The sequence below is a fragment of the Peribacillus frigoritolerans genome, assembly GCF_004358755.1.
GTDB lineage: Bacteria > Bacillota > Bacilli > Bacillales > Bacillaceae > Bacillus_P.
In genome coordinates this window covers 644425-671272 of the sequence record NZ_SMZY01000001.1, presented here as the reverse complement: position 1 = coordinate 671272, position 26848 = coordinate 644425, and the positions used below count along the sequence as shown (strand labels likewise).

28 protein-coding genes and 1 riboswitch are annotated in these 26848 nt (G+C 40.5%); of the genes, 5 read left to right on the top strand and 23 right to left on the bottom strand.

Annotation, left to right across the window (positions count from 1 at the left end):
• The first annotated feature begins 14 nt into the window (after positions 1-14).
• Together E2R53_RS03530 and E2R53_RS03525 are read left to right on the top strand one after the other, a co-directional pair.
• Positions 15-416 (top strand): reverse transcriptase-like protein, encoded by a 402-nt coding sequence (locus E2R53_RS03530; protein ID WP_133310425.1) that lies wholly within the window; start codon positions 15-17, stop codon positions 414-416.
• Positions 413-1315: a DMT family transporter gene (locus E2R53_RS03525; protein WP_206197347.1), complete on the top strand. Its 903-nt coding sequence runs from the start codon at positions 413-415 to the stop codon at positions 1313-1315. The genes E2R53_RS03530 and E2R53_RS03525 overlap by 4 nt, the downstream gene beginning before the upstream one ends.
• A gap of 131 nt (positions 1316-1446) precedes the next feature.
• Here E2R53_RS03525 and E2R53_RS03520 read toward each other — a convergent pair whose 3' ends face one another.
• The 7 genes from E2R53_RS03520 to E2R53_RS03495 all read right to left on the bottom strand — a co-directional run bounded on the left by E2R53_RS03520 (position 1447) and on the right by E2R53_RS03495 (position 7786).
• The gene (locus tag E2R53_RS03520; protein WP_133310424.1) at positions 1447-1722 is read right to left on the bottom strand and encodes a DUF6123 family protein; all 276 of its coding nucleotides are present in this window, start codon (positions 1720-1722) and stop codon (positions 1447-1449) included.
• A 73-nt stretch (positions 1723-1795) separates the two neighbouring features.
• Positions 1796-2458: an NAD(P)H-binding protein gene (locus E2R53_RS03515; RefSeq protein ID WP_133310423.1), complete on the bottom strand. Its 663-nt coding sequence runs from the start codon at positions 2456-2458 to the stop codon at positions 1796-1798.
• Between the two features lie 67 nt (positions 2459-2525).
• On the bottom strand, positions 2526-3422 hold the full coding sequence (locus E2R53_RS03510; protein ID WP_133310422.1) for a 5'-3' exonuclease: 897 nt from the start codon (positions 3420-3422) through the stop codon (positions 2526-2528).
• A gap of 120 nt (positions 3423-3542) precedes the next feature.
• Positions 3543-3686, bottom strand: a complete 144-nt coding sequence (locus tag E2R53_RS23065) for a hypothetical protein (protein ID WP_165970872.1) — start codon at positions 3684-3686, stop codon at positions 3543-3545.
• Positions 3687-3755: 69 nt separating this feature from the next.
• A complete protein-coding gene (locus E2R53_RS03505) occupies positions 3756-4031 on the bottom strand; it encodes a DUF2533 family protein (RefSeq protein ID WP_133310421.1) in 276 nt (91 codons plus the stop codon).
• Positions 4015-4215: a hypothetical protein gene (locus E2R53_RS03500; protein ID WP_133310420.1), complete on the bottom strand. Its 201-nt coding sequence runs from the start codon at positions 4213-4215 to the stop codon at positions 4015-4017. The genes E2R53_RS03505 and E2R53_RS03500 overlap by 17 nt, the downstream gene beginning before the upstream one ends.
• Positions 4202-7786, bottom strand: coding sequence for a dynamin family protein (locus E2R53_RS03495; protein WP_133310419.1), 3585 nt, complete (start codon positions 7784-7786; stop codon positions 4202-4204). The genes E2R53_RS03500 and E2R53_RS03495 overlap by 14 nt, the downstream gene beginning before the upstream one ends.
• 176 nt (positions 7787-7962) lie before the next feature.
• On the opposite strand from E2R53_RS03495, the gene E2R53_RS03490 reads away from it, so the two are divergent.
• Positions 7963-8355, top strand: a complete 393-nt coding sequence (locus tag E2R53_RS03490; RefSeq protein WP_165970871.1) for a sporulation protein — start codon at positions 7963-7965, stop codon at positions 8353-8355.
• A gap of 24 nt (positions 8356-8379) precedes the next feature.
• On the opposite strand, the gene E2R53_RS03485 is transcribed toward E2R53_RS03490, so the two are convergent.
• Entirely contained in the window at positions 8380-9105 is a 726-nt protein-coding gene (locus E2R53_RS03485) for a MerR family transcriptional regulator (protein ID WP_165970870.1), read from the bottom strand.
• 87 nt (positions 9106-9192) lie between these two features.
• Here E2R53_RS03485 and E2R53_RS03480 point away from each other — a divergent pair, with 87 nt between their 5' ends.
• On the top strand, positions 9193-9897 hold the full coding sequence (locus tag E2R53_RS03480; RefSeq protein WP_133310416.1) for a CPBP family intramembrane glutamic endopeptidase: 705 nt from the start codon (positions 9193-9195) through the stop codon (positions 9895-9897).
• 164 nt (positions 9898-10061) lie between these two features.
• On the opposite strand, the gene E2R53_RS03475 is transcribed toward E2R53_RS03480, so the two are convergent.
• The 8 genes from E2R53_RS03475 to E2R53_RS03440 all read right to left on the bottom strand — a co-directional run bounded on the left by E2R53_RS03475 (position 10062) and on the right by E2R53_RS03440 (position 17764).
• On the bottom strand, positions 10062-11291 hold the full coding sequence (locus E2R53_RS03475; protein ID WP_133310415.1) for a cation:proton antiporter: 1230 nt from the start codon (positions 11289-11291) through the stop codon (positions 10062-10064).
• Between the two features lie 16 nt (positions 11292-11307).
• Entirely contained in the window at positions 11308-11796 is a 489-nt protein-coding gene (locus E2R53_RS03470) for a cation:proton antiporter regulatory subunit (RefSeq protein WP_133310414.1), read from the bottom strand.
• 138 nt (positions 11797-11934) lie between these two features.
• Positions 11935-12561, bottom strand: a complete 627-nt coding sequence (locus tag E2R53_RS03465) for a metal-dependent hydrolase (RefSeq protein WP_133310413.1) — start codon at positions 12559-12561, stop codon at positions 11935-11937.
• Positions 12562-13149: 588 nt separating this feature from the next.
• Entirely contained in the window at positions 13150-13785 is a 636-nt protein-coding gene (locus E2R53_RS03460) for an FMN-dependent NADH-azoreductase (RefSeq protein ID WP_133310412.1), read from the bottom strand.
• A gap of 796 nt (positions 13786-14581) precedes the next feature.
• A complete protein-coding gene (locus tag E2R53_RS03455; RefSeq protein ID WP_206197363.1) occupies positions 14582-15139 on the bottom strand; it encodes an isoprenylcysteine carboxyl methyltransferase family protein in 558 nt (185 codons plus the stop codon).
• On the bottom strand, positions 15139-16239 hold the full coding sequence (locus tag E2R53_RS03450) for a type III polyketide synthase (RefSeq protein WP_133310410.1): 1101 nt from the start codon (positions 16237-16239) through the stop codon (positions 15139-15141). The genes E2R53_RS03455 and E2R53_RS03450 overlap by 1 nt, the downstream gene beginning before the upstream one ends.
• A 249-nt stretch (positions 16240-16488) precedes the next feature.
• A complete protein-coding gene (locus E2R53_RS03445; RefSeq protein WP_133310409.1) occupies positions 16489-17034 on the bottom strand; it encodes a GNAT family N-acetyltransferase in 546 nt (181 codons plus the stop codon).
• A gap of 76 nt (positions 17035-17110) precedes the next feature.
• Entirely contained in the window at positions 17111-17764 is a 654-nt protein-coding gene (locus E2R53_RS03440; RefSeq protein ID WP_133310408.1) for an MtnX-like HAD-IB family phosphatase, read from the bottom strand.
• A gap of 104 nt (positions 17765-17868) precedes the next feature.
• On the opposite strand from E2R53_RS03440, the gene E2R53_RS03435 reads away from it, so the two are divergent.
• Complete coding sequence (locus tag E2R53_RS03435) at positions 17869-18627, top strand: L,D-transpeptidase family protein (RefSeq protein WP_133310407.1); 759 nt, start codon at positions 17869-17871, stop codon at positions 18625-18627.
• A 38-nt stretch (positions 18628-18665) separates the two neighbouring features.
• Here the strand turns inward: E2R53_RS03435 and E2R53_RS03430 are convergent, their stop codons facing one another.
• The 7 genes from E2R53_RS03430 to E2R53_RS03400 form a co-directional block, all read right to left on the bottom strand.
• Positions 18666-18950 carry a DUF3219 family protein gene (locus E2R53_RS03430; RefSeq protein WP_133310406.1) on the bottom strand — a complete coding sequence of 95 codons (285 nt, stop codon included), beginning with the start codon at positions 18948-18950 and terminating at the stop codon, positions 18666-18668.
• 124 nt (positions 18951-19074) lie between these two features.
• Positions 19075-20382: a nucleobase:cation symporter-2 family protein gene (locus E2R53_RS03425; RefSeq protein WP_133310405.1), complete on the bottom strand. Its 1308-nt coding sequence runs from the start codon at positions 20380-20382 to the stop codon at positions 19075-19077.
• Positions 20379-20972 carry a xanthine phosphoribosyltransferase gene (locus tag E2R53_RS03420; RefSeq protein ID WP_133310404.1) on the bottom strand — a complete coding sequence of 198 codons (594 nt, stop codon included), beginning with the start codon at positions 20970-20972 and terminating at the stop codon, positions 20379-20381. Before E2R53_RS03420 ends, E2R53_RS03425 begins: the two co-directional genes overlap by 4 nt.
• A 271-nt stretch (positions 20973-21243) precedes the next feature.
• A riboswitch (purine riboswitch) is annotated at positions 21244-21345 on the bottom strand.
• Positions 21346-21649: 304 nt separating this feature from the next.
• A complete protein-coding gene (locus E2R53_RS03415; protein WP_435796774.1) occupies positions 21650-23119 on the bottom strand; it encodes a carboxypeptidase M32 in 1470 nt (489 codons plus the stop codon).
• Between the two features lie 197 nt (positions 23120-23316).
• The gene (locus tag E2R53_RS03410) at positions 23317-25254 is read right to left on the bottom strand and encodes an ATP-dependent DNA helicase (protein ID WP_133310402.1); all 1938 of its coding nucleotides are present in this window, start codon (positions 25252-25254) and stop codon (positions 23317-23319) included.
• A 174-nt stretch (positions 25255-25428) separates the two neighbouring features.
• Positions 25429-25620, bottom strand: a complete 192-nt coding sequence (locus E2R53_RS03405) for a hypothetical protein (RefSeq protein ID WP_133310401.1) — start codon at positions 25618-25620, stop codon at positions 25429-25431.
• 60 nt (positions 25621-25680) lie between these two features.
• Complete coding sequence (locus E2R53_RS03400; RefSeq protein WP_133310400.1) at positions 25681-26832, bottom strand: THUMP domain-containing class I SAM-dependent RNA methyltransferase; 1152 nt, start codon at positions 26830-26832, stop codon at positions 25681-25683.
• Positions 26833-26848: the final 16 nt, after the last annotated feature.

Below are 26848 nucleotides of genomic sequence, written 5' to 3'. Positions count from 1 at the left end.
GAGTTGAAGACTAGATGATTGAAGTTTATATAGACGGGGCCAGTGCTGGGGATCCTGGACCTTCAGGAGCCGGTATTTTCATTAAAGGCCACGGCAAAGGGGAACAATTTTCCGTTCCTCTTGGCATCATGACGAATCATGAAGCGGAATACCATGCGTTAATAAAAAGTCTGGAAATTTGTCTAGAGAAAGGTTTTACAATTATTTCAGTCAGAACGGATTCACAGCTTGTCGAACGGGCAGTTGAAAAAGAATATGTGAAAAATCCAGCTTTTGTCCCGCTTCTTGAGAAGGTTTTGAGCTTGAAAAATCAATTTGAGCTATTTTTTATAAAGTGGATTCCAAGTAAACAAAACAGTGTAGCGGACCAGTTATCAAGAGATGCTATTCGGATGAACGGAGAAAATAAAAGATGAAGCTGAAAAAATCTTCCGCTGCTGATCTAAGTCTCCTGCTTGTTGCACTTATTTGGGGTTCTACCTTTGTTATTGTTCAAAAAGCCATTCAATTTATGCCGCCGCATTTTTTTAATGGCGTCCGTTTTTTTGCGGCTGCAGTTATTCTTGCGATGATAAGTTTAAGAGTAACCCGCTTTCGTCTTTCAAAAGAAACATTGCTTGCGGGAATATCGCTTGGTGTCTTTTTATTTTTAGGATATGCCTTTCAGACTGTAGGGCTTTTATATACGACTTCTTCAAAAGCCGGATTCATTACGGGTTTAAGTGTTATGATCGTTCCTCTTTTGTCGATCTGGCTGCTTAGGGAACGGGCAAGAAAAACAGTTTATTTTGCAGCAGCACTTGGAACTGCCGGCTTATACCTTTTAACCCTGAGTGATTTTTCCTCTCTGAATATTGGGGATTTGCTTGTTTTCTTCTGCGCTGCTGCGTTTGCTTTCCATATTATTTTTACCGGAAAGTTTTCTGGCAGTCATGATGCTTGGATGCTGACGATAGTTCAGCTTGGGACGGTCTCTTTCTTAAGTTTTTCTTCATCCGGATTATTTGAAGCTTCAAACGTCAAAGAAAATTTCAGAAGCATGTTTACATTTGAAGTTCTGTTTGCGCTTATTGTTACAGCACTATTTGCAACTGCTTTCGCCTTTTTCGTTCAAACAAAGCTTCAGCAATACACAACAGCTTCAAGAGTTGCACTCATCTATGCGTCTGAGCCTGTATTTGCTGCTTTAACTGCTTTTATTTTCATTGGCGAGCGGCTGAGCGTATACGGCATGACTGGCTGTCTGCTTATTTTGGCAGCCATGCTTACAGCTGAATGGAAGCAGGACAAAACAGAAGAATCTCTTTCTACATAAAAAATCTCGGGAGCCCCGAGATTTTTTTATGATAAAGTTTTATGCAATCATGCTTCACGAACATAACGGCTCCGGAAATAAAATGCGGCCTTTTTTCAATGAGTATTGACCAAGGCCATCCGCCATATAAATTAAATCAAATTCAATTTTTGCGCCACAAGAATTGCCTGTCTGCGGTTTTTTGCCTTTTCTTTTGTCAGTCTTTCTAAAAGAGAGACAAAAAATGAACCGTCAAATTCCTTCTGTGCTTTTAATGTCAGCTCGATTGCAGCAATGACAAGCTCATCTTCAGCACCTGTATAATGTTTGCCGAAACTGATAAAGCCAAGAGCATCTTCCTTCAGCTGAAATCCTTTATCTTTTAAATGCAGCAAATAATCTGTAACCGACTGTTTCGTATGTAGCAAGCAGACCCCGCCTTAGGTGTAAAGTTTCATCCATCCTAATTTTAGCCCATGGGTGAAAAAATTTCTATACTGATTAGTAATAGCCAATTTCATGAATTTCATCTGATTGAAACGTGATAACGAGCGGATCTTTATTTTGAGCTTCTTTTACCATTGCTTTAGCCACCGTTTTTGCATGGATCGGCTTCATTATTTTTAATTTTCCGATAAAAAGGAATCCAAAACTTTTAGCTATCCATTCACCCATCTTCTCTCCATAACGCAAGTCTTCCCTGTCACCGAGCAGAAGAGACGGCCTGAACAATATGACCGAGGGCAGCCCCATGTTCCTTAAGGCATCTTCCATTTGTCCTTTAACACGATTATAGTAAAACATTGAATCGCAATCTGCTCCGATAGCTGAGACAGCAAGTACTTTTTTAACGCCATGCTGTTTTGCCAGCCGGGCAGCTTCCACTGCATATTCAAAATCGACTTTATAAAATGCTTGCTTTGATTTTGCCTGCTTCATCGTGGTGCCTAAACAAATAAATAATTCATCTGCGGCAAATTCACTGCCGTAATCAGATAAATGATCAAAATCGGAAATGACAGTATTTTTATGTTTGGAATTTTCATGTGTTAAAGGTTTTCTTGTAATCGTCTTCACTTCTGAGTACTGCTTAGATACAAGCAGGAGGCTGAGCAATTCGGTCCCGATCAAGCCAGTTGCTCCGATAATCAATGCTTTCTTCATGATCGCCACTCCAATCTTATATTTAGAATCATAAAGGAATTAGAGCCATTAATCAAAAAAAGAGAGGTTACATTGCCTCTCTCACTGCCAGGGCATCTGATAAAAAAGTGTGCAGCCCTCTGAGTTCCAGTTCCTCAATCATCTGAACAGCCCGGTTATGTTCAACATTTAAAATCGCTTCATCAAGTGCGCACTCAACTGGCACATCACATGTAATTTCAGCAAGTCTTCGTGATAAATGAAGCATTTCAAGATCTTGTTCAATCTTAGAACGCTGGGCTTTGGTGAGCTCTTCCAAGCTGCTCAGCAGACCTTCAATGGATTTGTATTTTGCAATCAATTTATAGGCGGTTTTTTCACCAATGCCTTTTACTCCAGGATAGTTATCGCTGCTGTCTCCCATCAATCCTTTTACATCGATCAGATGAGCCGGAAGAATGCCTGTTTCTTCAGTGAAAAAATCGTGTGTATATACTTTATACTGGCCAATCCCTTTTTGCATAAGAACAACTTGTACATCCTCCGTTAATAACTGCAGCAGATCACGGTCACCTGTCAGGATTGAGACATTCATCTCACCTCCGTACAGTTTCGCAAGAGTACCGATGCAATCGTCTGCCTCATAGCCTGCAAGTCCAATATTCGGAATGTTTAAAGCCTCAACTACTTCTTTCGCTAAGTCAAATTGCGGAAGCATTTCAACCGGAGCTTCCGGACGGTTTGCTTTATAGTGATCAAACAATTCCGAACGGTACGTTTTGCTTCCCATATCCCAGCAGCAAATCACATGACTCGGATTAAAATGTTTAATGGATGCCAGTAAATGCTTTAAAAAGCCGTTCACTGCATTTGTTGGAACGCCTTTGCTGTTAATCATAAAATTGCCGTATACTGAAGTTGCATAAAAGGCTCTAAAAAGAAGCGCCATGCCATCTACAATTAATAAATGCTGTTTATTATTCATCTATTATCTGATCCCCTATCTAAAAAATTCAAGTACCTCTATCATATCATATTAAGGGCGGCAGGCTGAAAGGGAAAAACAAGAAAAAGACCTCCACATTTGTGAAGGCCTCCAGTTTATCTAGTTAGAATCCTTTTTCTTTTTGCTGTTCATTTTTTTCACTTCTGTTTCTGCATAAGAAGCGAATTCTTCATTAAAGCCATTTTTCTTTTTTTCATTGTTGTTGCGCTGTGCATTAGCATTTCCGCTTTTTGTTCTGCCCATTTATAACACCTCTTTTCAGTTGTGTTAGTCTTAGGTTTTCCATTAAGCAGGTCTGATTACACGCAGAAGTTATTGGTTATCACCAGTATATTTTCGCTGTACATACTCATGTACCATTTCTTCTGTGACGAGTTTTCTTGCCGGGATAATGCCCTGTTTAGCGAGCTCATTGATCTCAGCTGTAACTGCATTAATGCCAGTAACAGAGAATGACTGTGATTGTCTGCATTGCTGTACGGCTTGCTCAATCAGCGCTTCTCTTCTTTCTTCTAACGTTAAAAATTTGGAAACAATCGCGTGCTGTTTTTTACTGTGAGCTGAAATTTCTTCATGTACGTTTGTCATTGGTCAAGTCTCCTCTTTTTTTCATCAGGTTCAAAACGGCTTCAGCCGGAGTCCAGCAATCAAAAGAATAATCCGGCTTTGTTTCAAAGCCCAGCCTTCCGCAGCGGTAAATCATTTTTCCTTCGCTGCGGAAGCTTTGAAAATGAGTGCATGCTGCACAAACCTGATATTTATTGCTGCTCATTGTTCTCAAGCTCCGTCATAATTTGCTTCAGAGTTTGATGACCTAATTGATGCAAGGTCAAATCATCATTTGTATAAGCAGACAGCAGCGCTTCATAATAATTCTCTGCCTGATTGGCCAGGTTCTCAGTCAGCATTCTGCATTCATTCATGAACTGCCCGCGATAATATTCTCCGAATTGATGCTCGTGAACTTCCAGTAGATCTGTAATCGGCTGATCAAGTTTCCTTTGCAGCTCGTCACTCATTATTTTCTTCTCGTTTTTTTCGAAAAAGGATTTTGTATTTTTAAATCTTTTCAGCGGCTGGCGAATTTCACCATTGTTTATGTCTTTTAACACAGCCTGCAGCTTGGGTGTTTGAAATTTCGAGAATTCAGGCATTGATGTCCTAAGCTGGTTATTAGTAAGTGCCATATCCTTGGAATGGCGCTTAAACACATCCGCAAGCAGCTTGTGGCTGTATTTTTCAAGCCTGAGGGTTGTTGCCTGCAGCTCTTGCATCACATGAAATTGCAGCGAAACCAGCAGGTCCTGCAGGCAATTTTCAAGGATTTCTTTTGTCTGCATAGACGATCCTGCAAAAGCTCCTGGATGAAAGGCTTCTTTAAATAGGTCTGGAAATCTCAGCATCGTGCGCTGTTTCACATAAAAAAGCTGCTCTTTTATTTCCTGAAGAATCTGCTTTTGCTCAAGCTCGTGTTCATCGACGCGGAGCATAGATCCAATCTCAGCACGTTCTGATGAAAGCCTCTCAAGTTCTTTCTTTTTCTTTTCCTGATCATCGCTTGCAGCTTCGAGAATCGACTGCAGCTGCTGCTTTGCAATAGACAGTTCTACCCTGGCAGACATGATCATCGAAGCGGATAAATCGTTGTTGATAAAGTGCATAAAATCATCTTGGAACTGTGCGAATTCAGAAAGAGCAGGATCTGCTGTTTTCTCAAGCTCCATCAGACTGGAAATGCCGTAAAGACGCGGATGGCGAATCTCATGTGTCAGCAGCTGCCCTGTAATGTACTCTTTTACCATCTCAATTTCTTCCTTGCTCTCGGCAAGATCAATGGCATTGATGACAAAGAACATCTTATCCATCGCAAACGTATCTTTTACGCGTCCAAGCTGCTTCAGAAATTCACGGTCCCCTTTTGAAAAAGGATGGTTATAATAAGTGACAAACAAAATAGCATCAGCATTTTTTATATAATCAAAGGCTACTTCTGTATGACGCGAGTTAAACGAGTCTGCACCCGGTGTATCAACAATCGTAATCCCATTTCGACTAAGAGGGCTGTCAAAATAGATGATGACCTCTTCAACCGTGCATGCTTTTTCTTCATTGGCAACAAACTCTTTATATTCCTCTCTGCCAACCCCTCTTACCGTTCCGCTGATTGAGGAGAAGTTTATAAGAGCATGGGTGTAGAGCGGAAGAAGGGATTTCAGTCTCTCATTCCCGCCTTCCAGCTTTTCGAGTTTTGAGAGAGCTGATATTATCGATTCTGCTTCAATCGAAAATAAATCGGCGATTTCCTTCAAAAACGCATCTTCTGATTTAAATTTCACTTCAATATAACCGTGCGGCTTATCCGCTGTTACTGGAACAATTTTGTTGATTGTAGCTGTAGTGGGTGTCGGGGACGAAGGCAAAAGCTTTTCCCCGAGAAGCGCATTGGCAAATGATGACTTGCCAGCACTGAAAGCCCCAAATAAAGCAACCGTAAATGATTTATTTTGAAGCGAATGCGCCTTTTCTAATAGAGATGACGTCAGCATTTGAAAACCGGGAATATCCCTCATGGCTTCTGAAGCCCGGGCAATCTGCTGTGAAAAGAAATCTTGATCGGGCTGCAGGTCATGTTCAGGCTTTTCTTCATTTCTGACTTCAACGCTCGCGGCCGGAACAGGTTGATGAGCCTCAAGCATCCCCTCTACTGGTTCTTTCTCAGGGTTCTTTTGCATCCACTCCGTAAACTTGATGTCTGGAAAGCTTTGCTGAACCATTAGTTCCATTAAATCATTTTTTACTTGTTCATATGAAATCAGACTGTGATAGGTTACATTCAATTCTTCAAGCTGTTTATTCGCTTCGTCAACCTGTGCTTCAAGCGTTTTAATTTGATCTGCACTTTGATTTTTGAGATGGCGCTCAATCTCTTCAATTAGAGGCAGGACCTGCTGTTTGCACTCTTTCTTGACAGCCTCGCTTAAATCATTGGAGAAGGTCAGCGTATATTGCGAATTGACTGTTGCACCTTTATGAATAGAATCCTCCAGCAGCTGCGGCTGAATTTTAACATGGAACGATTGAATGTTATTTAAGATAACGGGATCATGGATCTCATATTCAGCACTTTTTTTCTTTAAAAGCTCAGATATATGCCACGTAATTTGTGACTGCAAGCGTTCTGTTATTTCTTCAAAGAGCTCAGATTCACGCTTTTGCTTCTCTTCAAGCGTTTTAGCTTTAGAGAAGAGAAGTCCGACCTTAAATCCGGGCTGAGCAGCTTCAATAAACCTCTCCGCCTTGGATCTTGTCTCAAATGGAATCAAATTCGCATTTTTAAGAATATACTGCAGCTGCTCCTTCATATCAAAAACTGCGCTGTTTACTGTATCAAGCAGGCTTTGCAGGGCTGAAGCTGATGCCTCTTTATTTACTTGAACCGATTCTAATTGCTCAATTAAATCATCTGCCTGGATGTCTTTAATCTCAAGATCATCCTCTTTCCACTTCAAAAATTCTTCCACTAATGATTTCAAAGTGAACTGGGCACTTTGGATAACAAGGTGATTTTCCGCGATTGTATCCCGAATAACCTTTTTTACTGTCTGAAGCTGATTATGAGTATTTTCAAGGTCTACTAAAGATGTATAAAAGATATGGTTCTTAGAAAGACCTGCTCCGCCAAATGTCATTTCAATTTGTGATTTGAAAAAAGTAAAAGGAACTTCTTCTTCCCTGTGTTTATCGATTTGATTTACAATCAAACAGACATTTTTGCCTTTATGTATCATTTCTCTTATAAACGCAACATTCTCTTCAGATTGTACGTGATTATAATCTGTCACATAGAAGATCAGATCTGCAAGGTGCAGCGTTGATTCTGTTGCCAGCCGGTGAGCGGCATCTGTTGAATCGATTCCGGGTGTATCCATAATCACCACATTTTCAGGCAGAGCCTGATACAAATCGCTGATCTCCACTTTCAAAATTTCTTCGCCCTGCTTGCAGTAATCTTTTACTTGCTGAATGGAATATTCCCCGTTCAGCTTCAGCAAATTCCCGCTGCTGTCATGCAAAATGACCGACTTGTCCCCTTTTTGGAGCAGCACCACATTAGCACTGGTCGGGATTGGACTTGTAGGCAGAATGGATTCTTCAAGGATCGTATTAATCATTGTTGATTTACCGGCAGAAAAATGACCGGTAAACGCAATATGCTTCGTCTCTTTATGAACTTTGTAAATCAGTTCTTTTACCTTGGCAGCTGCGGCTTTATCCTCTTTCATCCGTTCGAAAACAGCAGCTGAACGCGGCAGCAGGTGATGTTTTAACGTTTTCGTGCTCATTGCCTAAACCCCTTTGTCTAGCGTATATTGCTATTTTACTTGATTTTTTGCCTTTTTCCCATCATATTATAGAATGTATGAATGGTTCTTCTGAATCCTGAAACTTTTTAATTACATGACTCGTATAATAATTAATTATAAATGGTTTTTTCACTAGCTGAAAGGTGGGCATTTTCTTGTTGTTTAGTAAGGTATTATGCAAATTTGGAGTAGGCTCGGCAAAAATTGATCTTGTTTTAAAGAGTGATACATACAGCAGCGGCGATATGATCAAAGGTGAATATATCATCAACGGCGGCGTTGTTGAACAGCGATTAAAACGCGTTGAATCAGATCTGGTGCTGACTTCTTCAGATGATGATCGGGAAAGAGTGATTCATACGAACACCATTTACTCATCAGCTGTGATTACGGCTCAGGAAAAGAAAGTGATGGGCTTCTCTTTTAAGCTTCCATCATCCCTTCAGCCATCTGACCACCAAGTATCCTACAAATTTATCACACGGCTGATTTTTACAGACGGCATCAGCAGTGTCGATCATGATGAAATTATTATTCAGCCTGACTAAATCAGTAACAAAAGGTGACTAATGTCACCTTTTTTCATTTTCTAAAAGTGCATCTATATAATGGAGGACTTCTTCTTCGACTGGATATAAACCGGTCTTCCCATCAGGATCTTGCTTTCTCACATCCCAAAATTTCTCCATAAGTTCAGCGTCTCCGCGAAACGTTAAATCTGACAGCCTTATCATATCTTGTGCCAGCAGTTGACCCTCTTCAGAATCCGGGCTGATTTCTTTCTGCAGAAGAAGCCGGGCCCTCTTTAGGATGGAAATCCATTGTTTCGTTATGTAGTCCTCCTGCTCAGCTTTAGGCAGCAAAGACATCGCTTCTATTTCCTCATCATTGAAAGAGTCTTTCCAGTGAAAAGTCTGTTCATGTGCGCTCCTGGCAAGCGGCAGAACACGCTCCCAGCTGAGGCCGTCGTCCACCTCATTGATTGTGAGCAATCCAGTTGTTTTTTTCAGCTGAGCTGATAGTTCTTCAAGCTGTGCTTCTAAATGGTGTTTATGTTTTAATACAATTGCAACTGTATTCAGCTCTTTCAGCAGGATTTTGATTTGATCCAGCGGCAGCGCTAAAGATTTCAAGAGTACTGCTTTTTCTAGAAGCAATAGATCTGCTTCTGTATACAGCCTCCGTCCGTTCTGATCCTTTATGCTCGGCTCGATCAAGCCGATTTGATCGTAGTACCTCAGGGTGCGGACACTGATATTCAGCATCTTGGAAAGCTGACCTGTTGTAAAGGATTTCACTTTCATGCCTCCTTTTAAAAAAAGTACTTGCAGGTGACGCAGCGTCATCTTTTAAAATCAAGTTAACATTAGAAATGGGGGATTTACATGCTAAATATTTCTTTTATCAAACAGCGGGATTCTTGGGAAATGAAAGACTTCTTCATATTACTGTTCATTGCTTTCGCTGCTGTTCCTTTGCTCATTGAAACGTATCTATACAATCTATTTGAAGCCTTTTTTAAGGATACTTTCTATTCAGGTACGTTAATTGGATTTTTCATGTCTATTTTATTTACCTTAAGTCTGTACTTTATTTCCATAAAACCTCATGCTCTTTCTTTTAAAGAGATTGGCCTTGTTTCTTTTGAAAGAGGATACTGGAAACAAATTCTTCTGTGGACTTTAGCGCTGATCGTTTCCAGTACTCTAATTATGATTTTCATGGCTTTGATGGGAGGAACCTATGAAAATGCAAAAACAGAAAGTATACAGCAAAGCATTTCTCCGCTCACATTGCTGATTGGCCTGCTGTCGGCAAGTGTGGTCTCTCCAATCTATGAAGAACTTTTTTACCGCGGCTTCATATATCGCTTTGTGAGAAACAGATTGGGTATTTTCCCAGGCATAATGATCAGCAGCTTTCTTTTTACACTGGCGCATATCCCAACTTACAACACGCTCCCGGTCAATTTTTTATCAGGAGTGATCTTTGCATGGACCTATGAAAAAACGAATTCTGTGATACCCGCAATGATTATTCATGGGCTATTTAACGGGATTGCGTTCTTACTGACCGCTTTTGCTTCCTAGCAGTAAGGACTGGTCCATTCTCTTTCAGCAAAACCTGTATAATAATCGATGACAGAATCCATTGCTCTTCCTCCTATATAACGTTTGAATCTTCATAAATTATACCATTTACTGTATTTGAAATATAAAAAAAACGCTCTATGAATAGAACGTTTTTTGGTTTACTAATTTTCCTGCTGTCTTATTTTAGGCTCTGATTTTTTCGTTACTTTCCATTTGAAGATTTTATTCAGGAAATGATAGATGGCTTTTGACTCTTTCGTTAATAATGGGCCAAGGATCGCTAAAATGAGCACATAGAGAGCTGAGAATGGTTTTAGAATCGGCATCAGACCGCCAGCTATACCTAAGTTAGCCATGATTATTGAAAACTCTCCCCGTGAGACGATGGTCAGTCCGATGTTTAGTGAACCTTTATGAGATAACCCGGCTCTTCTGCCTGCAATCATACCCGCGATGATATTACCGGTAATCGTCAGCACAACTGCACCCAGAGCAAGCCATACAGCGCCTCCAAGTGAAAATGGATCAATGCTTAATCCGAAGCTGAAGAAAAAGAGGGCTCCAAAGAAATCGCGAAATGGAACAACTAAATGTTCAATGCGGTCGCTGTGTTCTGTTTCTGAAAACACCAGACCTAGTAAAAGTGCACCAATTGCTTCAGCAACATGGATTGTTTCTGAAAAACCTGCAATAAAGAACAGGGATGCAAATACAACGATGATAAAGATTTCATCTGAAGAAATATTTAATAATTTGTTTAGGATTGGAGTTGCTTTCCGGGCAACAATGAAAAATAAAAGCATGTACCCGAGGGCTATTAGAATGGAGGTTAAAGCTCCGCCAATTGACGTTGCATCTCCTAGAACGAGGCCTGATACAACAGATAAATAAACAGCTAAAAAGATATCCTCGAACATGATAATTCCTAAAATGAGTTCGGTCTCAGTATTACCTGTTCTTCTTAAATCAACCAATACTTTTGCAACTATGGCACTGGAGGAAATGGTGATGATGCCTGCAATTATCAAGATTTCAAGCAGTGGGAATCCCGCAAGGTAGGCAAACAGCAACCCTACAGAAAAGTTTATTAAGATATAGATTGAGCCGCCCATCACAATGGACTTTCCTGATTTGATCAATTTTCCAATAGAAAACTCGAGTCCGAGGTAAAAAAGGAGAAATAGAACACCCATGCGTCCCATAAATTCAATGATGTCCGCACTCTCAATGAAGGTTAAATCAATGACTCCAATCTTTGGAGCGTGAGGACCTACCAGCATTCCAAGGATAATGAGGAATGGAATAATGGAGAACTTAAATTTCCCTGCCAAAAGGGCTGCAATTGCTACTAAAACTAATGCTGTTCCTACTTCAAATACTAAATGATCCATCTATACATACTCCCCCTTAAGAAGATAATAAATTTTTGATCAGTGCTTTCAAATCCTTTCTTTCTCCTGAAATAACTATTGTATCTCCTGCTTCAATCACCGTTTCTGGTCCGGGATTCAATACTTTTTTCTGATTTTTTTTCATAATTGCAATGACGGTTACGCCGTATTCATTTCTAATATCAATGTCTAAAATGGATTTATTCACAGCAGGAGCACCAGGCTCGACTTTGAACCATTCAATCACAAGGTCATCAAGAGCGATTTCAATGGACTCCATAGCTTTTGGCTTGTAAACCATGCCGCCTAAAATGGCTGCAACTTGTCTGGCTTCATCATCATTAAATGTAACATTTGAAATGCTTTCCTCATGATCATCCGCATCAAAATGATAAATTTCTCTTCTTCCATCATCATGAATCACGATGACAATTTTATCATTTGTTTTTGTGATCACTTCAAACTTTCTGCCGATTCCGGGCAATTCACTTTCTCTGCAATTCACACCTATTCCTCCTTCACATTTTGGGCAAAAAAATAGAGGCCTTTTTTAAGGTCTCCAATTTTCTTACTATTATTGTATCGAACTTTTTTGATGTATTCAAATAGTTTGCACTATTATTCACAAAGTCTTCAATTGTTTCTAAAACTCTTTAGAAGAAAGCGGCAAAAAATATTTAACTCCTCTCCTGTTAAACGGGAGAATTTTCATATCAGCAATCAAATGGCTTGCGTATCCTGCTGTACTGACAATAAATGAATGATTAACTCCGGCTGCCTGTTCAAATTGATAAGCGATCACGGCGAAAAAAGCCAGGCCCGCAAGTGAGTGAGTGTAGCTTCGATGAGGAACGAAAGATGCAATAACAATGAATGCTCCAAGAAGAATAATCCAGATTTCCTGAAGAGAAAATCCTCCAGATGCAACGCCGATGCCAGTCATCGTCAGCATATGCCTTTGCCTGACAAACGCTGAGAAGACAATAATTCCCGTTCCAGCCCCCATTCCTATCCAAATTTCATTGCCTCTTCCTTGAAAAAAGCTGTACATAATCATCAAAAAACCGACAATCTGTGCGACCGTGCGGAAAAATTGATGAGAAAACGTAATTTTGTTGCTCAATTTACCGTCAATATCAAAGTCAGGCATTAATGCTGTCAAACCGCCCAGACCTGATAACAGCAAGGTTGTCTGAAAGTCAGCACCTGTTGCATTGGCGATAATAAATCCTGTTCCGGCACCTATAGCCATGTGTGATGTTCCGTTCATAGATGATACCTGTCTCCTTTTTTGTTTATACGATTACTTTATTCTAATATAAAAAAGTCCAGCTGGGATGATTTTGATGGAAAAACTTTCTGATAGGGCATTCATAATAAAATAAGGCTCTTTTCTTAAGGCTTGTTGTTTTAGACTAGAAGTTATAACCATAAGTGCTGTAGCGGAAGGAACTTGACTTCTTCTGGAGAATAGAGGGAATTAGTTGATTCCACTTTACGTTGTATAAACCAAAATTGTGGAATCATAGCGTGCGGTTGATTTTACTTTTCAGTTCAAAAACCAAAATTGTGGAATCATAGCGTGCGGTTGATTCCACTTTTCAGTGCAAAAACCAAAATTGTGGAATCATAGCATGCGGTTGATTCCACTTTTCAGTGCAAAAACCAAAATTGTGGAATCATAGCATGCGGTTGATTCCACTTTTCAGTGCAAAAACCAAAATTGGGGAATCATAGCGTGCGGTTGATTCCACTTTTCAGTGCAAAAACCAAAATTGTGGAATCATAGCGTGCGGTTGATTCCACTTTACGTTGTAAAAACCAAAAAAGATCCCCTTAATAAGGAGATCTTAATCCATTAAAACGTATGAGCCAAATCTTTAGCGCGGGAAATTCCATCTTCTTTGATTTCCTGAGCTTTGTCAGGCATTGCCGCATGACCTTCAATGAATAAGCCATCAAATGAAGGAACTCCGAAGAAATTCATCATAATGCCAAGGTAACGATGTCCCATTTCCATTTCAGCTGCCGGGCCAGTTGAATAGATGCCGCCGCGTGCTTGAATGTGAAGAGCTTTTTTATCTGTCAACAAACCGACAGGTCCTTGTTCAGTGTATTTAAACGTTTTGCCTGCTACAGCAACAGAGTCTAGATATGCTTTCATAACTGGCGGGAATGAGAAGTTCCAAAGAGGAGTTACGAAAACATATTTGTCAGCTGAAACAAATTGTTCGCTCAGCTCAGATAGACGCCCTACTTTTGCTTTTTCTTCTGCAGATAACTCTTCAAAACCTTTGCCAGTCTGAAGTTTTCCCCAGCCGCTGAATACGTCTGCATCGATATGAGGGATGTTCTCTTTATAAAGATCGATATGAACGACCTCGTCATTTGAATTTACTTCCTTGTAAGTATCCAAGAATGCTTTTCCTGCTGCCATACTGAATGATGCAGTATCATCGTGCGGGTGTGCAGTGATGTATAAAACTTTTGCCATTTTGTCATTTCACCTTTCCTTGTTTAAAATTAGAGACATTTTATTATTGTTTTAAAATAAGGGATTTAAACAATATATTATGAATCTTTAAATTGAATATCTTCAATTCGAGATAATAATATCGAATATTTTATTCTTTGTCAATTGATTTGATTTCACTAAAAACAAATCATAAAGCTTTCTTTCTGTACCCAGAATTGCTCGTTATGGTATCTCTATTCATCAGCCATTGCAACACATGGATTCAAAGCTTTTTTACGGCACTGCCGGCTGAAGGAGCCTATTTTTTTCTCGAAACTTCGATAATGCTTACAGAAGTTGATCGAAATTTCTACATAAAAAAAACTGCCAAAAAGGCAGCGAATGTATTTACGAAACAGTATTTACTTTTTTAAGTACGTAACCAATTAACGAGCTGTAGCCTAAGACGGTTCCTAATAATAATACCATTGTCATTGTCTCACACAACCTTTTCGCTGAGAATGATTCTTAAAATCAGTGTAGCACGAATGAAAATCATTTTCAACAAGAAAAGCGGAACCGACCGTTTAGCTCCGACAGACAGATAAGGCTCAGCCAGTGAAGGCGCTTTTTGCCTTTGCTGGATGAGCCGTTCTGGCCGAGGAGCTGGGAGGTGGAGCTAGACACCAAGAAAAGCGGAACCGACCGTTTAGCTCCGACAGACAGATAAGGATCCGGCTGAAAAGGCGCTTTTTGCCTTTACAGACGGAGCCATTCTGGCCGAGGAGCTGGGAGGTGGAGCTAGACACCAGGAAAAGCGGAACCGAGTCAATCCTCAAGATTCTTCCTTCCCGGGTATAAATCTTTTTTTAGCAAGAAATGCCTTCTTATAATTTGTATGCTCCATCAGCGCTTTTTCTTCCGCAGGTATTCTGATGGACAAAATCGCTGCATTTAGAATCGTAAAAAGAATCGCGGTAAAATATGCTTGAAATAAAATCGGCAGAAAAAGAATTTCGACCGCAACAACTAAATAATTGGGATGCCTCATAAAGCGGTAGGGACCTTTTGCAACGACTTCAATGTCCGGGACGATCAGGATTTTTGTATTCCAAAACGGCCCTAAGCTGAAAACCGCCCAATATCTGATGATTTGTGTGATTAAAATAATCGGGAGGATGATCATCCACAGGGGAGAAATTTCTTTATTAAAGAGAATGACCTCTAGTGCGAATGACAGCAGAAACAGCAGATGAACGGCTACAATCAGCGGATAATGCCTGATGCCATGCTCTTCTCCCCCCATTCTTTTCATGTGTGCTTCGTTTCTCCTGGCAATCCATAATTCAGAAACTCTTTGTCCAATGATAATGAAGAGAAAAAGATAAAAGATCATCCAGCCTTCTCCCATTCTACAAGTAATAGCTCTGAACAAAACCCTGGTCCGAGGGCTGCAATGATGCCTAAATCCGATTCCTCACCCAGCCCGCTGCTTAAATATTCTTCAATTACATACATAACAGTAGCGGATGACATATTGCCATGATTTTTAAGGACGTTTTTAGAGACCTGAAGCTGTTCCTCTTCAAAACCAAGGCTTGTCTGGTAGGCTTGAAGAACTTTCTTTCCGCCTGGATGGGCAAGAAAGTGCTTAATTTTGGCCAGGGGAATTTGTTCTTCTTTCAGGTAATCTTCAACCGTCTGTCTTAGCCAGTTTTTTATAATGCTTGGAATATCTCGCGAGAAGATGACGTAAAATCCATTATTTTTAATATCCCATCCCATGACATCTTCAGAATCCTTCATAAAGGTTGAACGAGTAGAAAGTGTTTTTGGAAGTGTTTTAAGAAGGGAAAGCTCTTCTGCCTTAACTTCTTCTCCTGCAAGCAATGTGCATGCTACACCATCTGCAAATAAGGATGTGCCAATAAAATTGCTTTTCGATAAATCATCAGGCTGAAAAGTCAGGCTGCACAGTTCCACGCAAACGACAATCACTTTAGCCTTCGGATAGGCTTTGCAGTAGTCATGAGCTCTTGATAAGCCGGATGCCCCCCCTGCACAGCCAAGGCCCCAGATGGGCACCCTTTTTGCAGAATCCTTAAAAGGCAATCGATTCATGATTTTCGCATCAATGCTCGGCGTCGAAATGCCCGTACTTGAAATAAAGAAAATCGCATCAATTTCTTCAAAGCCGATGTCTCTCTTTAACAGGCGTTTTGCAGTTAAACAGTTGACGACCGCTCTGGTTCCAAGTTCTACTGCAGCTTCAATATATGTATTATTTTTGTCTTCGAATGAGTGAGCTGAAGTATACCAGCCCATATCTTTTACAAACTGCCTGTTTTCAATGTCTCCGTTTTTAAAAGCCGGAAGCAGTCTATTAATATCTTTAAAGGAGCCTGAAAATAGTTCTTTAGCGAATTCTACCGTAGTGTCCTGCGGCAATTGATTCGGCGGTATGCTTTTACCAACAGACAAAATATACGCCATAAATACACCTCATTTTTCACCTGATAAGGTTACTTTTTCCATTATGGCGCCGCTTTATGTAGTACTACATCAGGTAAACAAAAAAAAGCTCTTCCCGATAAATGGGAAAAGCAACGTTTTAAAGGAGTTGTTGTTGTGCTCTTTTATTATAACCTTAAAATCCTGTTTGAACAGCAAAGATTAAATGGGAATTCATGTAAGGAAAAGTGAAAACTGAGATTCTCCTGAACGTTCCCACTTGCACATGTTTCACTCAGACTTAAAAAAGTAGGCCATATGAATTTCATCATCAAACTTTCCGTTTAGAATCACCTGCTCACGCTGTGTTCCCTCAATAACAAATCCATACTTTTGATACAGCTTCAATGCAATTTCGTTTGATGCAAATACAGTTAAGCAGAGTTTATGGAGATTGTTCGATCTGCACCACTCAAGCGTAGCGTTCATCAGCTCCTTGCCGATGCCAAGTCCCTGGGCAGAATCTGAAAGCCACGTCCGGAATAGGCCTGTATGCTTTTTCATCTCAAGTTCTCCGCGGATGACTCTCGCTATACCGACAATTTTGCCTTTTAATTCAACACCTAAATACAGGTTGTTTTTTTCTCTCATTTCGGAAATAAAGTCCACTTCTTCCTGAATAAACCGCGCCCGTTCTTTTTGTATGTACGTCCCGGAATCAATAATGCTTTTTACGGACTGAATGATGTCCTCCGCATCCTCTTCTCTTACCTGCCGCAATGTGACCTGTTCACCGTTCTTTGCTGTAAATACTGTATTGATCTCTTGAGTAATCATGATGTTCAGCTCCTTCGGTTTAGTATATCTCAGGGACTCAAGAAGTAACACATTATACAGTCTGGCTCTTATTTTTTCAAAGCATAAGTCTGCCTGAATCACGCAAATAGGCTTCAACTTCCTTAAAGCTGTTCACGCCAACATACTTAATTCCCTTCTCTTCCAGCAGCCCGCACAGCGCATCCTTTGCAAAAGTAAGATCCGCATAAACAGCTGGATGTGAGTCAGGTTCACTGTCTCCAAAGAAATATACGGTTTCGTATTGTTCCTTCAGCTTTAAAATCACTTTCGATTTATCTATTCCATATCGCTCTGAGTATTTCCAGTCTTCTTGGTCAATTTTCAAATGAATATTCTTTTTGTGGTAATATCCCTCATTCGAAAAAATTTCTACATCTTCAGCCCCAAGATCATCCAGGATATGCCGGATATAATAATCTGTACCTGCACTTAAAATGAAAAAATCTCCTCCGTTTTTTTGAACAAGCTTGATAAATTGTCCAATATGCTCATCCATCGGCAGCGTCAGAATTGATTTTATAAGACTCGCTTCCTCTTCATGGATTGAGGTGAAAACATGACCTAAAAAATCAATGTCGAGCATTTGCCCGTCCTTCCATTTTTTATAGAGCACTTCACCCTCAGGATAGTAATGTTCAATGACATGATGATAAAAATCTTTCTTTGAGATGGTTCCGTCAAAATCTGATACAAAAGCCCACTTTTTCATTGAATTGACCTCCAGAGATTAATTTTCAACATTTGGCAATATATAGGAAGTATTCTCATATGATGTAATAATGGCATTTTATTCTTACATCAAAGGGGATGCACATGAAAAAAATACTCGTTATTTTCACCTTGGCGCTGATCATGTTTTTTGGCGCCGGAATCAGCAAAAGCTATGCAGCCGGAAGTGATTTAATCATCATCAACAAATCTAAAAACCAGCTGGCCTACTATCAAAACAGCAAATTAAAAAGTGTATTTAAAGTAGCTACAGGCAGGCAGCCTTCTTACACGCCAGAAGGAAAGTTTAAAGTTGTCAGCAAAATTGTCAACAGACCTTATTATAAACTTGGCATCCCTGGCGGCGATCCGCGCAATCCGCTTGGCAACCGCTGGCTTGGCATCAATGCAAGAGGCACTTGGGGAACGACTTATGCCATTCACGGCAATAATAACCCGAGCTCAATCGGCCAATACATCAGCAACGGATGCATCCGCATGTATGACAATGAAGTTGAATGGCTCTACAGTCAGGTGAAGATGAACACTCCTGTTATTATCACGACATCAGGAAAAACATTCGATTCAATCGCGCTTGCAAGCGGCTACAAAGTTAGCGGAAGCAACGCAGTCCCGTCAAAACCTGCCGCATCTTCCGGGCAAAATTTAAGAAAAGGCAGCAGGGGAAGCGAAGTGAAGCAGCTTCAGCAGCTGTTAACATCGAAGGGCTTCAACACAAAGGGCATTGATGGCATCTTTGGAAATAATACAGATAAAGCGGTGAGGTCGTTCCAAAAAAGCAAGAAATTAACGGCAGATGGAATCGTCGGACCTAATACAAGAAAAGCACTGAGTATGTATTGATTAAAAAGGAAGCCCTAAAAATGATTTTAGGGCTTTTTTCATTGTATCTCCAGCAGCTCCAGGTGAAAATCGCCTGCAGCACCTTCTACATATAAATTTGTAAGCGATGCCGAATAATTGATGATGGTTCCTTTAAATGAGAGATCTTCACCCAGAACGTTTACTTCAAAGGTTTGGTTATATAAAAGCGTTGTGATCTCATGATAGTTGCTGGAATGAACTTTAAAATCCATTGTTATTTTTACAGCACCGTTATCAGCGGTTTCCTTTTTGAAGGAGTATGGTTTTAATTCTGTTTGGTTTAATAGGACCGTATCCTTCATTTTCTCCATCTCCTGTAAGTTTGATAGAGAAATGGTAACATGGCAGCAATAAAAATAACAAGAATTCAAGCTCCGTTTCAAGAATGGAAAAGGACCTCACCATATTCAGTGAGGTCCCTGTGGATTAAGAAGCCTGTTTTCCTAATGAAACGATCCCGCTCTTCTTTTCTTTTTTCACGACATTGAAAAGAATATTTAAGAAAATGGCGGTTAAACTTCCTGCTACAATCCCATTGTTCGTCAGAATTTTAACGGATTCAGGAAGATTTGCAAACATATTAGGCACTGCTGTCACACCAAGTCCCATTCCTACGGAGCAAGCAATAATCAGCAGATTTTCCTGTGAAGCAAATTCAACTTGACTGAGCATTTTAATTCCGTAGGCGATTACCATTCCGAACATAGCTACCATTGCCCCGCCAAGCACGGCTTCCGGAATGATTGTCGTAAATGCCGCAATCTTGGGAACAAGACCAAGCACCATCAACATGCCGGCTGCTGTGTAAATCACATTTTTTGATTTAACGCCTGAAAGGGAAATTAATCCGACGTTTTGTGAGTAAGCTGTGTATGGAAAAGCATTGAAAATCGCCCCCAATAAGTACGCCACACCCTCTGCACGATATCCTTTCGCAAGATCAACTTTCGTTATTTTCTGCTTTGTAAGATCTCCTAACGCATAATATACACCTGTTGATTCAACCATGCTGACAATGGCCACTAAAATCATTGTTAATATCGGTGCAATTTCAAACGTCGGTGTTCCGAAGTAAAAAGGTTTTCCAATTTGAAACCAGCTTGCTTCATATACAGGCTGAATATCAACTTTCCCCATAAATGCAGCAGCTGCTGTTCCTGCAAGCAGACCGATCAGAATGGAAATGGAGCGGATAAACCCTGTGAAAAAGCGATAAAGAAGAATGATGAAAAGCAAAACACCAAATGCAAGCCCTACATTTGAAATAGAACCAAAATCAGGAGATCCCTGTCCTCCTGCCATATTGTTCATCGCAACAGGAATAAGAGTGATTCCAATAATCGTTACTACTGAACCCGTTACGACAGGCGGGAAAAATTTCGCCAGCTTGCCAAAAACAGTTGAAATTAAGATGACAAAAAGCCCAGATGCAAGAATCGCTCCATAAACAGAAGATATACCGTACTCTGTTCCGATCGCAATCATCGGTCCGACTGCTGTAAATGTACATCCCAAAACGACCGGCAGACCGATACCAAAAAATTTGTTCTTCCATACTTGGAGAAGAGTCGCCAGTCCGCACATGAAGATATCAATCGATACTAGGTAGGTAAGCTGTTCTGCATTTAGTCCCAGTGCTCCCCCAACGATAAGCGGCACGATGATTGCACCTGCATACATCGCCAGAACGTGCTGTATGCCTAATGAAAAAACCTTGAAAGAACTGTTTTTCATACCGCAGCCTCCTCCGTTTCTTCCAGGAATTGAACTACATGCTTTTCAAGTGATTTTATTCTTGCAAGGGATTCTACGCGAAATCCTTTCTCGCGGAGGATTTTGCCGCCTTCTTGAAAGGACTTTTCAATCACGATTCCGATGCCTGCAAGTGAAGCTCCCGCTTGCTCGACTATTTCAGCAAGACCAAGTGCAGCTTGTCCATTCGCAAGGAAATCATCAATGACTAAAACACGGTCTTCAGAACTTAGATGCTCGCCAGATACAGCAATCGTATTTTCTTCTTGTTTTGTAAAAGAGTAAACAGATGCCGTTAACAGCTGATCTGTAAGTGTCAGTGACTTTCTTTTGCGTGCAAAAACTACAGGAACGTTAAGCTCAAGTGCAGTCATAACAGATGGTGCAATTCCAGATGATTCAAGTGTCACGATTTTTGTAATGCCATCGTTTTTAAATCGATCTGCAAATTCTTTTCCGACTTCTCTCATCAAGAATGCATCAATCTGATGATTTAAGAAGGAATCTACTTTCAATACTTGGTTTGAAAGAACTTTTCCCTCATTTTTAATTTTTTCCTGTAATTGCTTCATTTAAAATCCCTCCAAATAGTAAGAAAAGCGCAAGCGCCCGTTTAGCGCAGGCATGTCAGATAAGAATCCGGCAGAAAAGTCCGGGTATGACTTTTTTGACGAATTTGATCTGGCCGAGGAGTTGGGCGGCTCCGCTTGCCATCAATGCGCTAATTTTATTTTTGCTTGAACAAAAAAACGGCATTGCCTCACATAGAGTGAGACAATGCCGCTATATCCGGAAAAATATGAAAAGAAAATCCCCATGCAAAATAAGGAACTTTTACGAATAAAAACAACACTGCTCACTCATAGTCAGATGATTTACGGTCATCCGGTAGAAACTTGCAGGCCCTATTCCTGCGATTATATGAGTGCTCGTTTATTTGATTAGTTGCATTATAACAAGGATTTTAGCGAATGGGAAGTATTTTTATAGAGAAAAAACGAATAATAGAGCAGAGAAAGTTTTCAATTATTCGTTTTTTCAAACAAGTTAAAAAATGCATGGATGCAATCTGCTGAATTTATGACATTGCATAATTTAGCTGCGGGGAACACCGTACTTTCTTGTACCCAGCCAAATTCTTCACTGACTGAAGAGCCTGCAAAAGGCACGGCTTCACCTTTTACTGATCCATTTGTTTCTCTCTTTGCACAAAAGACCGCACAACTATTAATGTGCGGTCTAACTGATTTTATTTAGCAGCTTCCAGCTGATAAAGCTTCGCATATTTCGTTTCAAGATGCTCAATTAAATAGTTGGCATTCAGGCCTTCTCCTGTTACATCATGAAGAATTTCAAGCGGCTGTTTCATTTTTCCATATTGATGGATGTTATCAGTCAGCCAGTTTTTAATCGTGCCAAATTCTCCATTTTCAACAAGCTCATCAAAATTTGGAAGGTCTTTAAGCATCGCATGTTTAAACTGTGCTGCATACATATATCCCAATGCATATGAAGGGAAATAGCCGAACATTCCGCCCGACCAGTGCACATCCTGCAGAACGCCTTCTCCGTCATTTGAAGGAGTAACGCCTAAGTATTCCTCATATTTCTCATTCCATATACGCGGAAGATCCTCAACTTCAATTTCGTCATTAAATAAACCTTTTTCAATTTCATAGCGGATCATGATATGAAGCGGATAGGTCAGCTCATCTGCTTCAATTCGAATAAGGGAAGGCTTAGATTCGTTTACGCCTCTATAAAAATCCTCTAAAGAGACATCATCGAATTGACCTCCTGCATGCTGTTTCAAAGAATCATAGTAGCGGTTCCAGAAACCTGGATTCTTCCCTATGAATTTTTCATAGAAGAGTGATTGTGATTCATGAATTCCCATTGAAGTTCCGTCACAAAGCAGTGTGCCTTCAAGCTCTTCAGAAATATTCTGTTCATATAAGGCGTGCCCGCACTCATGAATGGTGCCGAATAAAGCTGTGCGGAAATCCTTTTCCGAGTACTTTGTTGTCACCCTTACATCCCCGCGGTTTAAACTGATGGCAAATGGATGAACCGTTTCATCCAACCGGCCGGCTTCAAAATCATAGCCAAGCTCTTTCAAGAAAAATTCAGAGATTTGACGCTGCTTATCTTTTGAAATCGGCTCATACAAAAAGCCTGTTTCTGGCTGATTAGGAGACTCTGTAATCCTCTTTACCAGCGGAACAATCCGTTCTCTGAGCTCTCCAAATACACGGTCAAGCACTTCTACCGTTACACCTGGCTCATATTGATCGAGGAAGGTATCATATTTGTTTTCTTTATATCCCCAGTATTCAAGGAACTTTTTGTTCGTTTCAACAAGCTTCTTTAAGTATGGAGCAAACAAGCTGAAATCAGATTGATCTTTTGCTTCCTCCCATACCGATTCTGCTTTTGATTTAAGAATGACATATTCTTTGTATTCATCCTGCGGTATCACTTTGCTGAGCTTGTATTCTTTCTCGCACTCCAGTGCTGCTTTATAGGCAATTTCTGAAACTTCTTCTTTCGCCTGTAAAACTTGATCAATATATGATCTCATTTGATCAGACGTTGCCATTTGAAATACTTCTGTAGAAAGAACGCCAATTGCCTGAGAACGCTGCTCTACCGCTTTCTTTGGAGCTCCCGTTCTAAGATCCCAGAACATGAGAGAAATCGCTTCATTATAGCTTTTCATTTTTTGAAGATACTCTAAAAATTCTTTTTCAACGGATTGAATGGTCAATCTGCTCACCCCTTGATTTTTATGTAAATAAATAGTAATAATTTTCTAACATTTTCAGATTAAATGATGGGAAAGGTTTTTGTCAATCTTTTTATCGACTGGATAGTCTGTTTAGAAAAAATAAAAAAAGCGAAGGATTCCCTTCGCTTTTACATCATTTCAGGCTCAACCGGCAATACGGCTTTCACCTGATCTAATACTTTTATGTCTCGTTCATTTGAAAGATAAACCGAGATTTCTCCCTGATCGGTGCTTGTTCTGATCAGGCGCCCGATGCCCTGCTTCAGTCTTAATATCATGTAAGGCATGTCTACATCAGCAAATGGATTTGCTGAGCTGCCCCGTTTTGATTCAAAAACAGGATCTGTTGGAGGAAACGGCAATGACCAAATGATCACATTAGACAGTGATGCACCTGGAATATCGAGGCCTTCCCATAAATGCACGGCACATAAAATGGAGGTTTCGTCATTTTGGAATTCAGATACGAGCTGGCTGATTTCCTGATCTCCTTCAAATAGGAACGAGTATTCAGTGTTCTGTTCACTAATAAATTGTTTAAAGACTTCGAGCTCGTTCATGGCACTGAACAGGATGAGTGCACGGCCGCCGGTCTTATTAACTTTTTCAAGAGTCTGAACACACTTCAATTTATTTAAATCAAGCGCTGCTGAAAGATCGTGGAGTTTTATTTTCATATTTTCTTCATAATCAAATGGCGACTCCACTGTGAGAGACAAGTAATCTTTAATGCCTAGACTTCCGGCAATGAAATCAAAGGATTTATTGTTAGACAGTGTGGCAGAAGAAAAAATATACGGTTTTTTCTGTGAAAATACTTTTTCACTCAGCACTTCTTCAACAGTCCGCGGCATAATAATCAGCGAAAAGTCCTGCTCGCCGCTTTCAATCCAGTGAATGGCTCCGCTCTGCTTATTAAAGAGAGAGATGGAGAATTCCATCGAATCCAAGTACTCTTCGACAATTTTAAGCTCATAAGAATCAATGGTGTACATTTCACTTTCAAAAACGAGCGCTTCTCCGATTTCAGCAAGAAGCCTGTGCAGCTGAATGCCCTGCTTCCTTAATGTATCATTCATGATAATTTTAGAACGGTGCGACCCGGGAACTTCTTCAGACGCATCCAGCAGACTGTCGAAAAACTCTTCATTGATTACTAGTGTGTCCTCCACTAAATGAGCGAATTCCTCGCGGATATCATTCTGGAGCAGTCTTTCCAGCAGAACGGCAAGTGTGCTGCTTTTCACTCTGTATGTTAAGGCTTTTTGGGCCGCATATTCCAGCAGATGCCCTTCGTCAAAAACGACAGAGCTGTGCTCAGGAAGAAGCGGCAGCTGACCTTCACGTTTTCTGGAATCAAATGTCCATATATGCTCCATGTAGAAATCATGTGAGCAGACAATCAAATCTGCTGCTTTTCTGTAATGATCGCGTGAAAGAGTCAGGCCGCAGCGATGCCTTTGATCGCATGACAAACAATCCTGAAACGAGTCATAATTAACAGTGTTCCACTCTTCATCAGATAAATGAGGATATTCTTTTCTGTCGCCATAATGGCTGAATGATTGCATGCCCGCTTTTTCATGCACAAACGACGGCAATGATTCAAATAAATCAAGATAAAGATCATCACCGGTTCGCTGAATCGTTTGATCCAGTTTTTTAAGACATAAATACTGATCCTGTGATTTCCCAAGACGCACATCAATATTCAAGTCCAAATGCTTGCGGAGTTTGGCAATATCGCCCTCATTTTTAACAAGCTGTTCGATAAGTGTTTCATCAGCACAAGCAATGATGGCTGGCTTTCCTGTGTATCTTGCATAGCTTATTGCATAAAGCAAATAAACAAGAGTTTTACCCGTTCCTACTCCTGCTTCAGCAAACATGACATTTTTTTCCCGGAACGCGCGTTCAAGCTGAAACGCCATAAATATTTGTTCATCTCTAAGTTCAAAGCCTTTTTCAGGCAAAATATCATAAAAAACATCGCCGATCCAGTTATTTAATCCTTCATAGAAGGTTTCATTCTTTGATACGGCAAAAGGCAGACGTGACGTCGGCATGTATCAGATCCCCCACATTCTTTTATACTCGAAAAGCCATTATTTCACTTAACGCACACATAGTCAAGATTTCATGACTATGAATGAACGCAAGAATAAGATTGGTTTTTATATAGCGGATGCTGCCTTTTCCCACTAAAAAAGATAGGCTTTCATCATGAGAAAGCCTATCTCTTAACGGTCATAAAGTGTATCGATCATCACTTTCTGATCAATAGCAGAGGCATGGGCAACAGCTTTTAGAAAATCAGCGCGCGCATTGCTGAGCGAAGCATGAGCTGCTGGGTCCTGGCCATTTTCTATGAGCGATAGATAGGAAGACGACAGCGCCTTCGATATTAAGTTAAAGTCTTCGTTTATGTGCAAAAAGACCACTCCCCTGAATTTTATCAATACTGATTCTAGTGTATTCAAGGGAGGATCAATCTATACCTGTTTCTTTTCACGGGGAGGGCGTTTTCCCCAGAATTGATAATAATCTGTTTCGATAAATCCATTAAACAGTTTGCGTTTTTTTGTAGCCTGTCTGCCGTAATATTGCTCAAATCCTTTATGGGAAGTCAGCATATAAACAGACCATGTATCATGAGGAGCAAGTGCCCGTCCTAATTCCTTATACATCTGCTCTACTTCTTCTTTTTCGCCGAGACGTTCTCCGTACGGAGGATTGCCGACGATAACGCCGTACTCTTTTCTCGTTGTAAAGTCACTTACTTGCATTTGCTTAAACTGAATGATGCCGCCAAGGCCAGCTTCATCCGCGTTTTCTTCAGCTATGCGGATCATGCGGTGATCGATATCATGGCCTGCGATGTCAAGAGGGATATCATAATTGGCCAGGTCCTCAGCTTCCACTCTTGCATTGTTCCAGTGCTGCTTATCAATCCAGTTCCATTGTTCAGATACAAATTCACGATTAAAACCGGGAGCAATGTTCTGTCCAATTAAAGCGGCTTCTATAGGAATCGTGCCAGAACCGCAAAATAGATCGGCAAATGGACGGTCCGGTGTCCAGTTGGTCAGCATAACAAGAGCAGCTGCCAATGTTTCTTTTAATGGAGCTCCGCCCTGATCAAGCCTGAAGCCTCTTTTATGGAGACCTGCGCCGCTGGTGTCAATCGTCAGTGTGGCAACATCTTTTAACAGAGCAATTTCCACTTTATAAAGAGGGCCGGATTCCTCGTACCAGTCAGATGCAATTTTATGATGGCTTTTCAATTTTTCAACAATTGCCTTTTTTACAATCCGCTGACAGTCAGAAACACTGAACAGCTTTGATTTTACTGATTTTCCTGTGACAGGGAATTCAGCCTGTGCAGGAATAATATCTCCCCAGTTCAGTGCTTTTGTCTTTTCAAAAAGCTCATCAAAAGAATAGGCTTTGAATTCTCCTACTTTTAATTTGACCCGGTCTGCTGTGCGGAGCCACAAATTTACCCGCGGAATGTCTTTTGCTTCTGCCTCGAATGTAACCTTGCCGTTTTCTGTCGTGCATTCATAGCCAAGATCACGCACTTCTTTTGCAACAAGAGCTTCAAGGCCCATTGCTGCAGTAGCAATTAATGTGACTTTTTCCATGAAATCACCTTCTTTT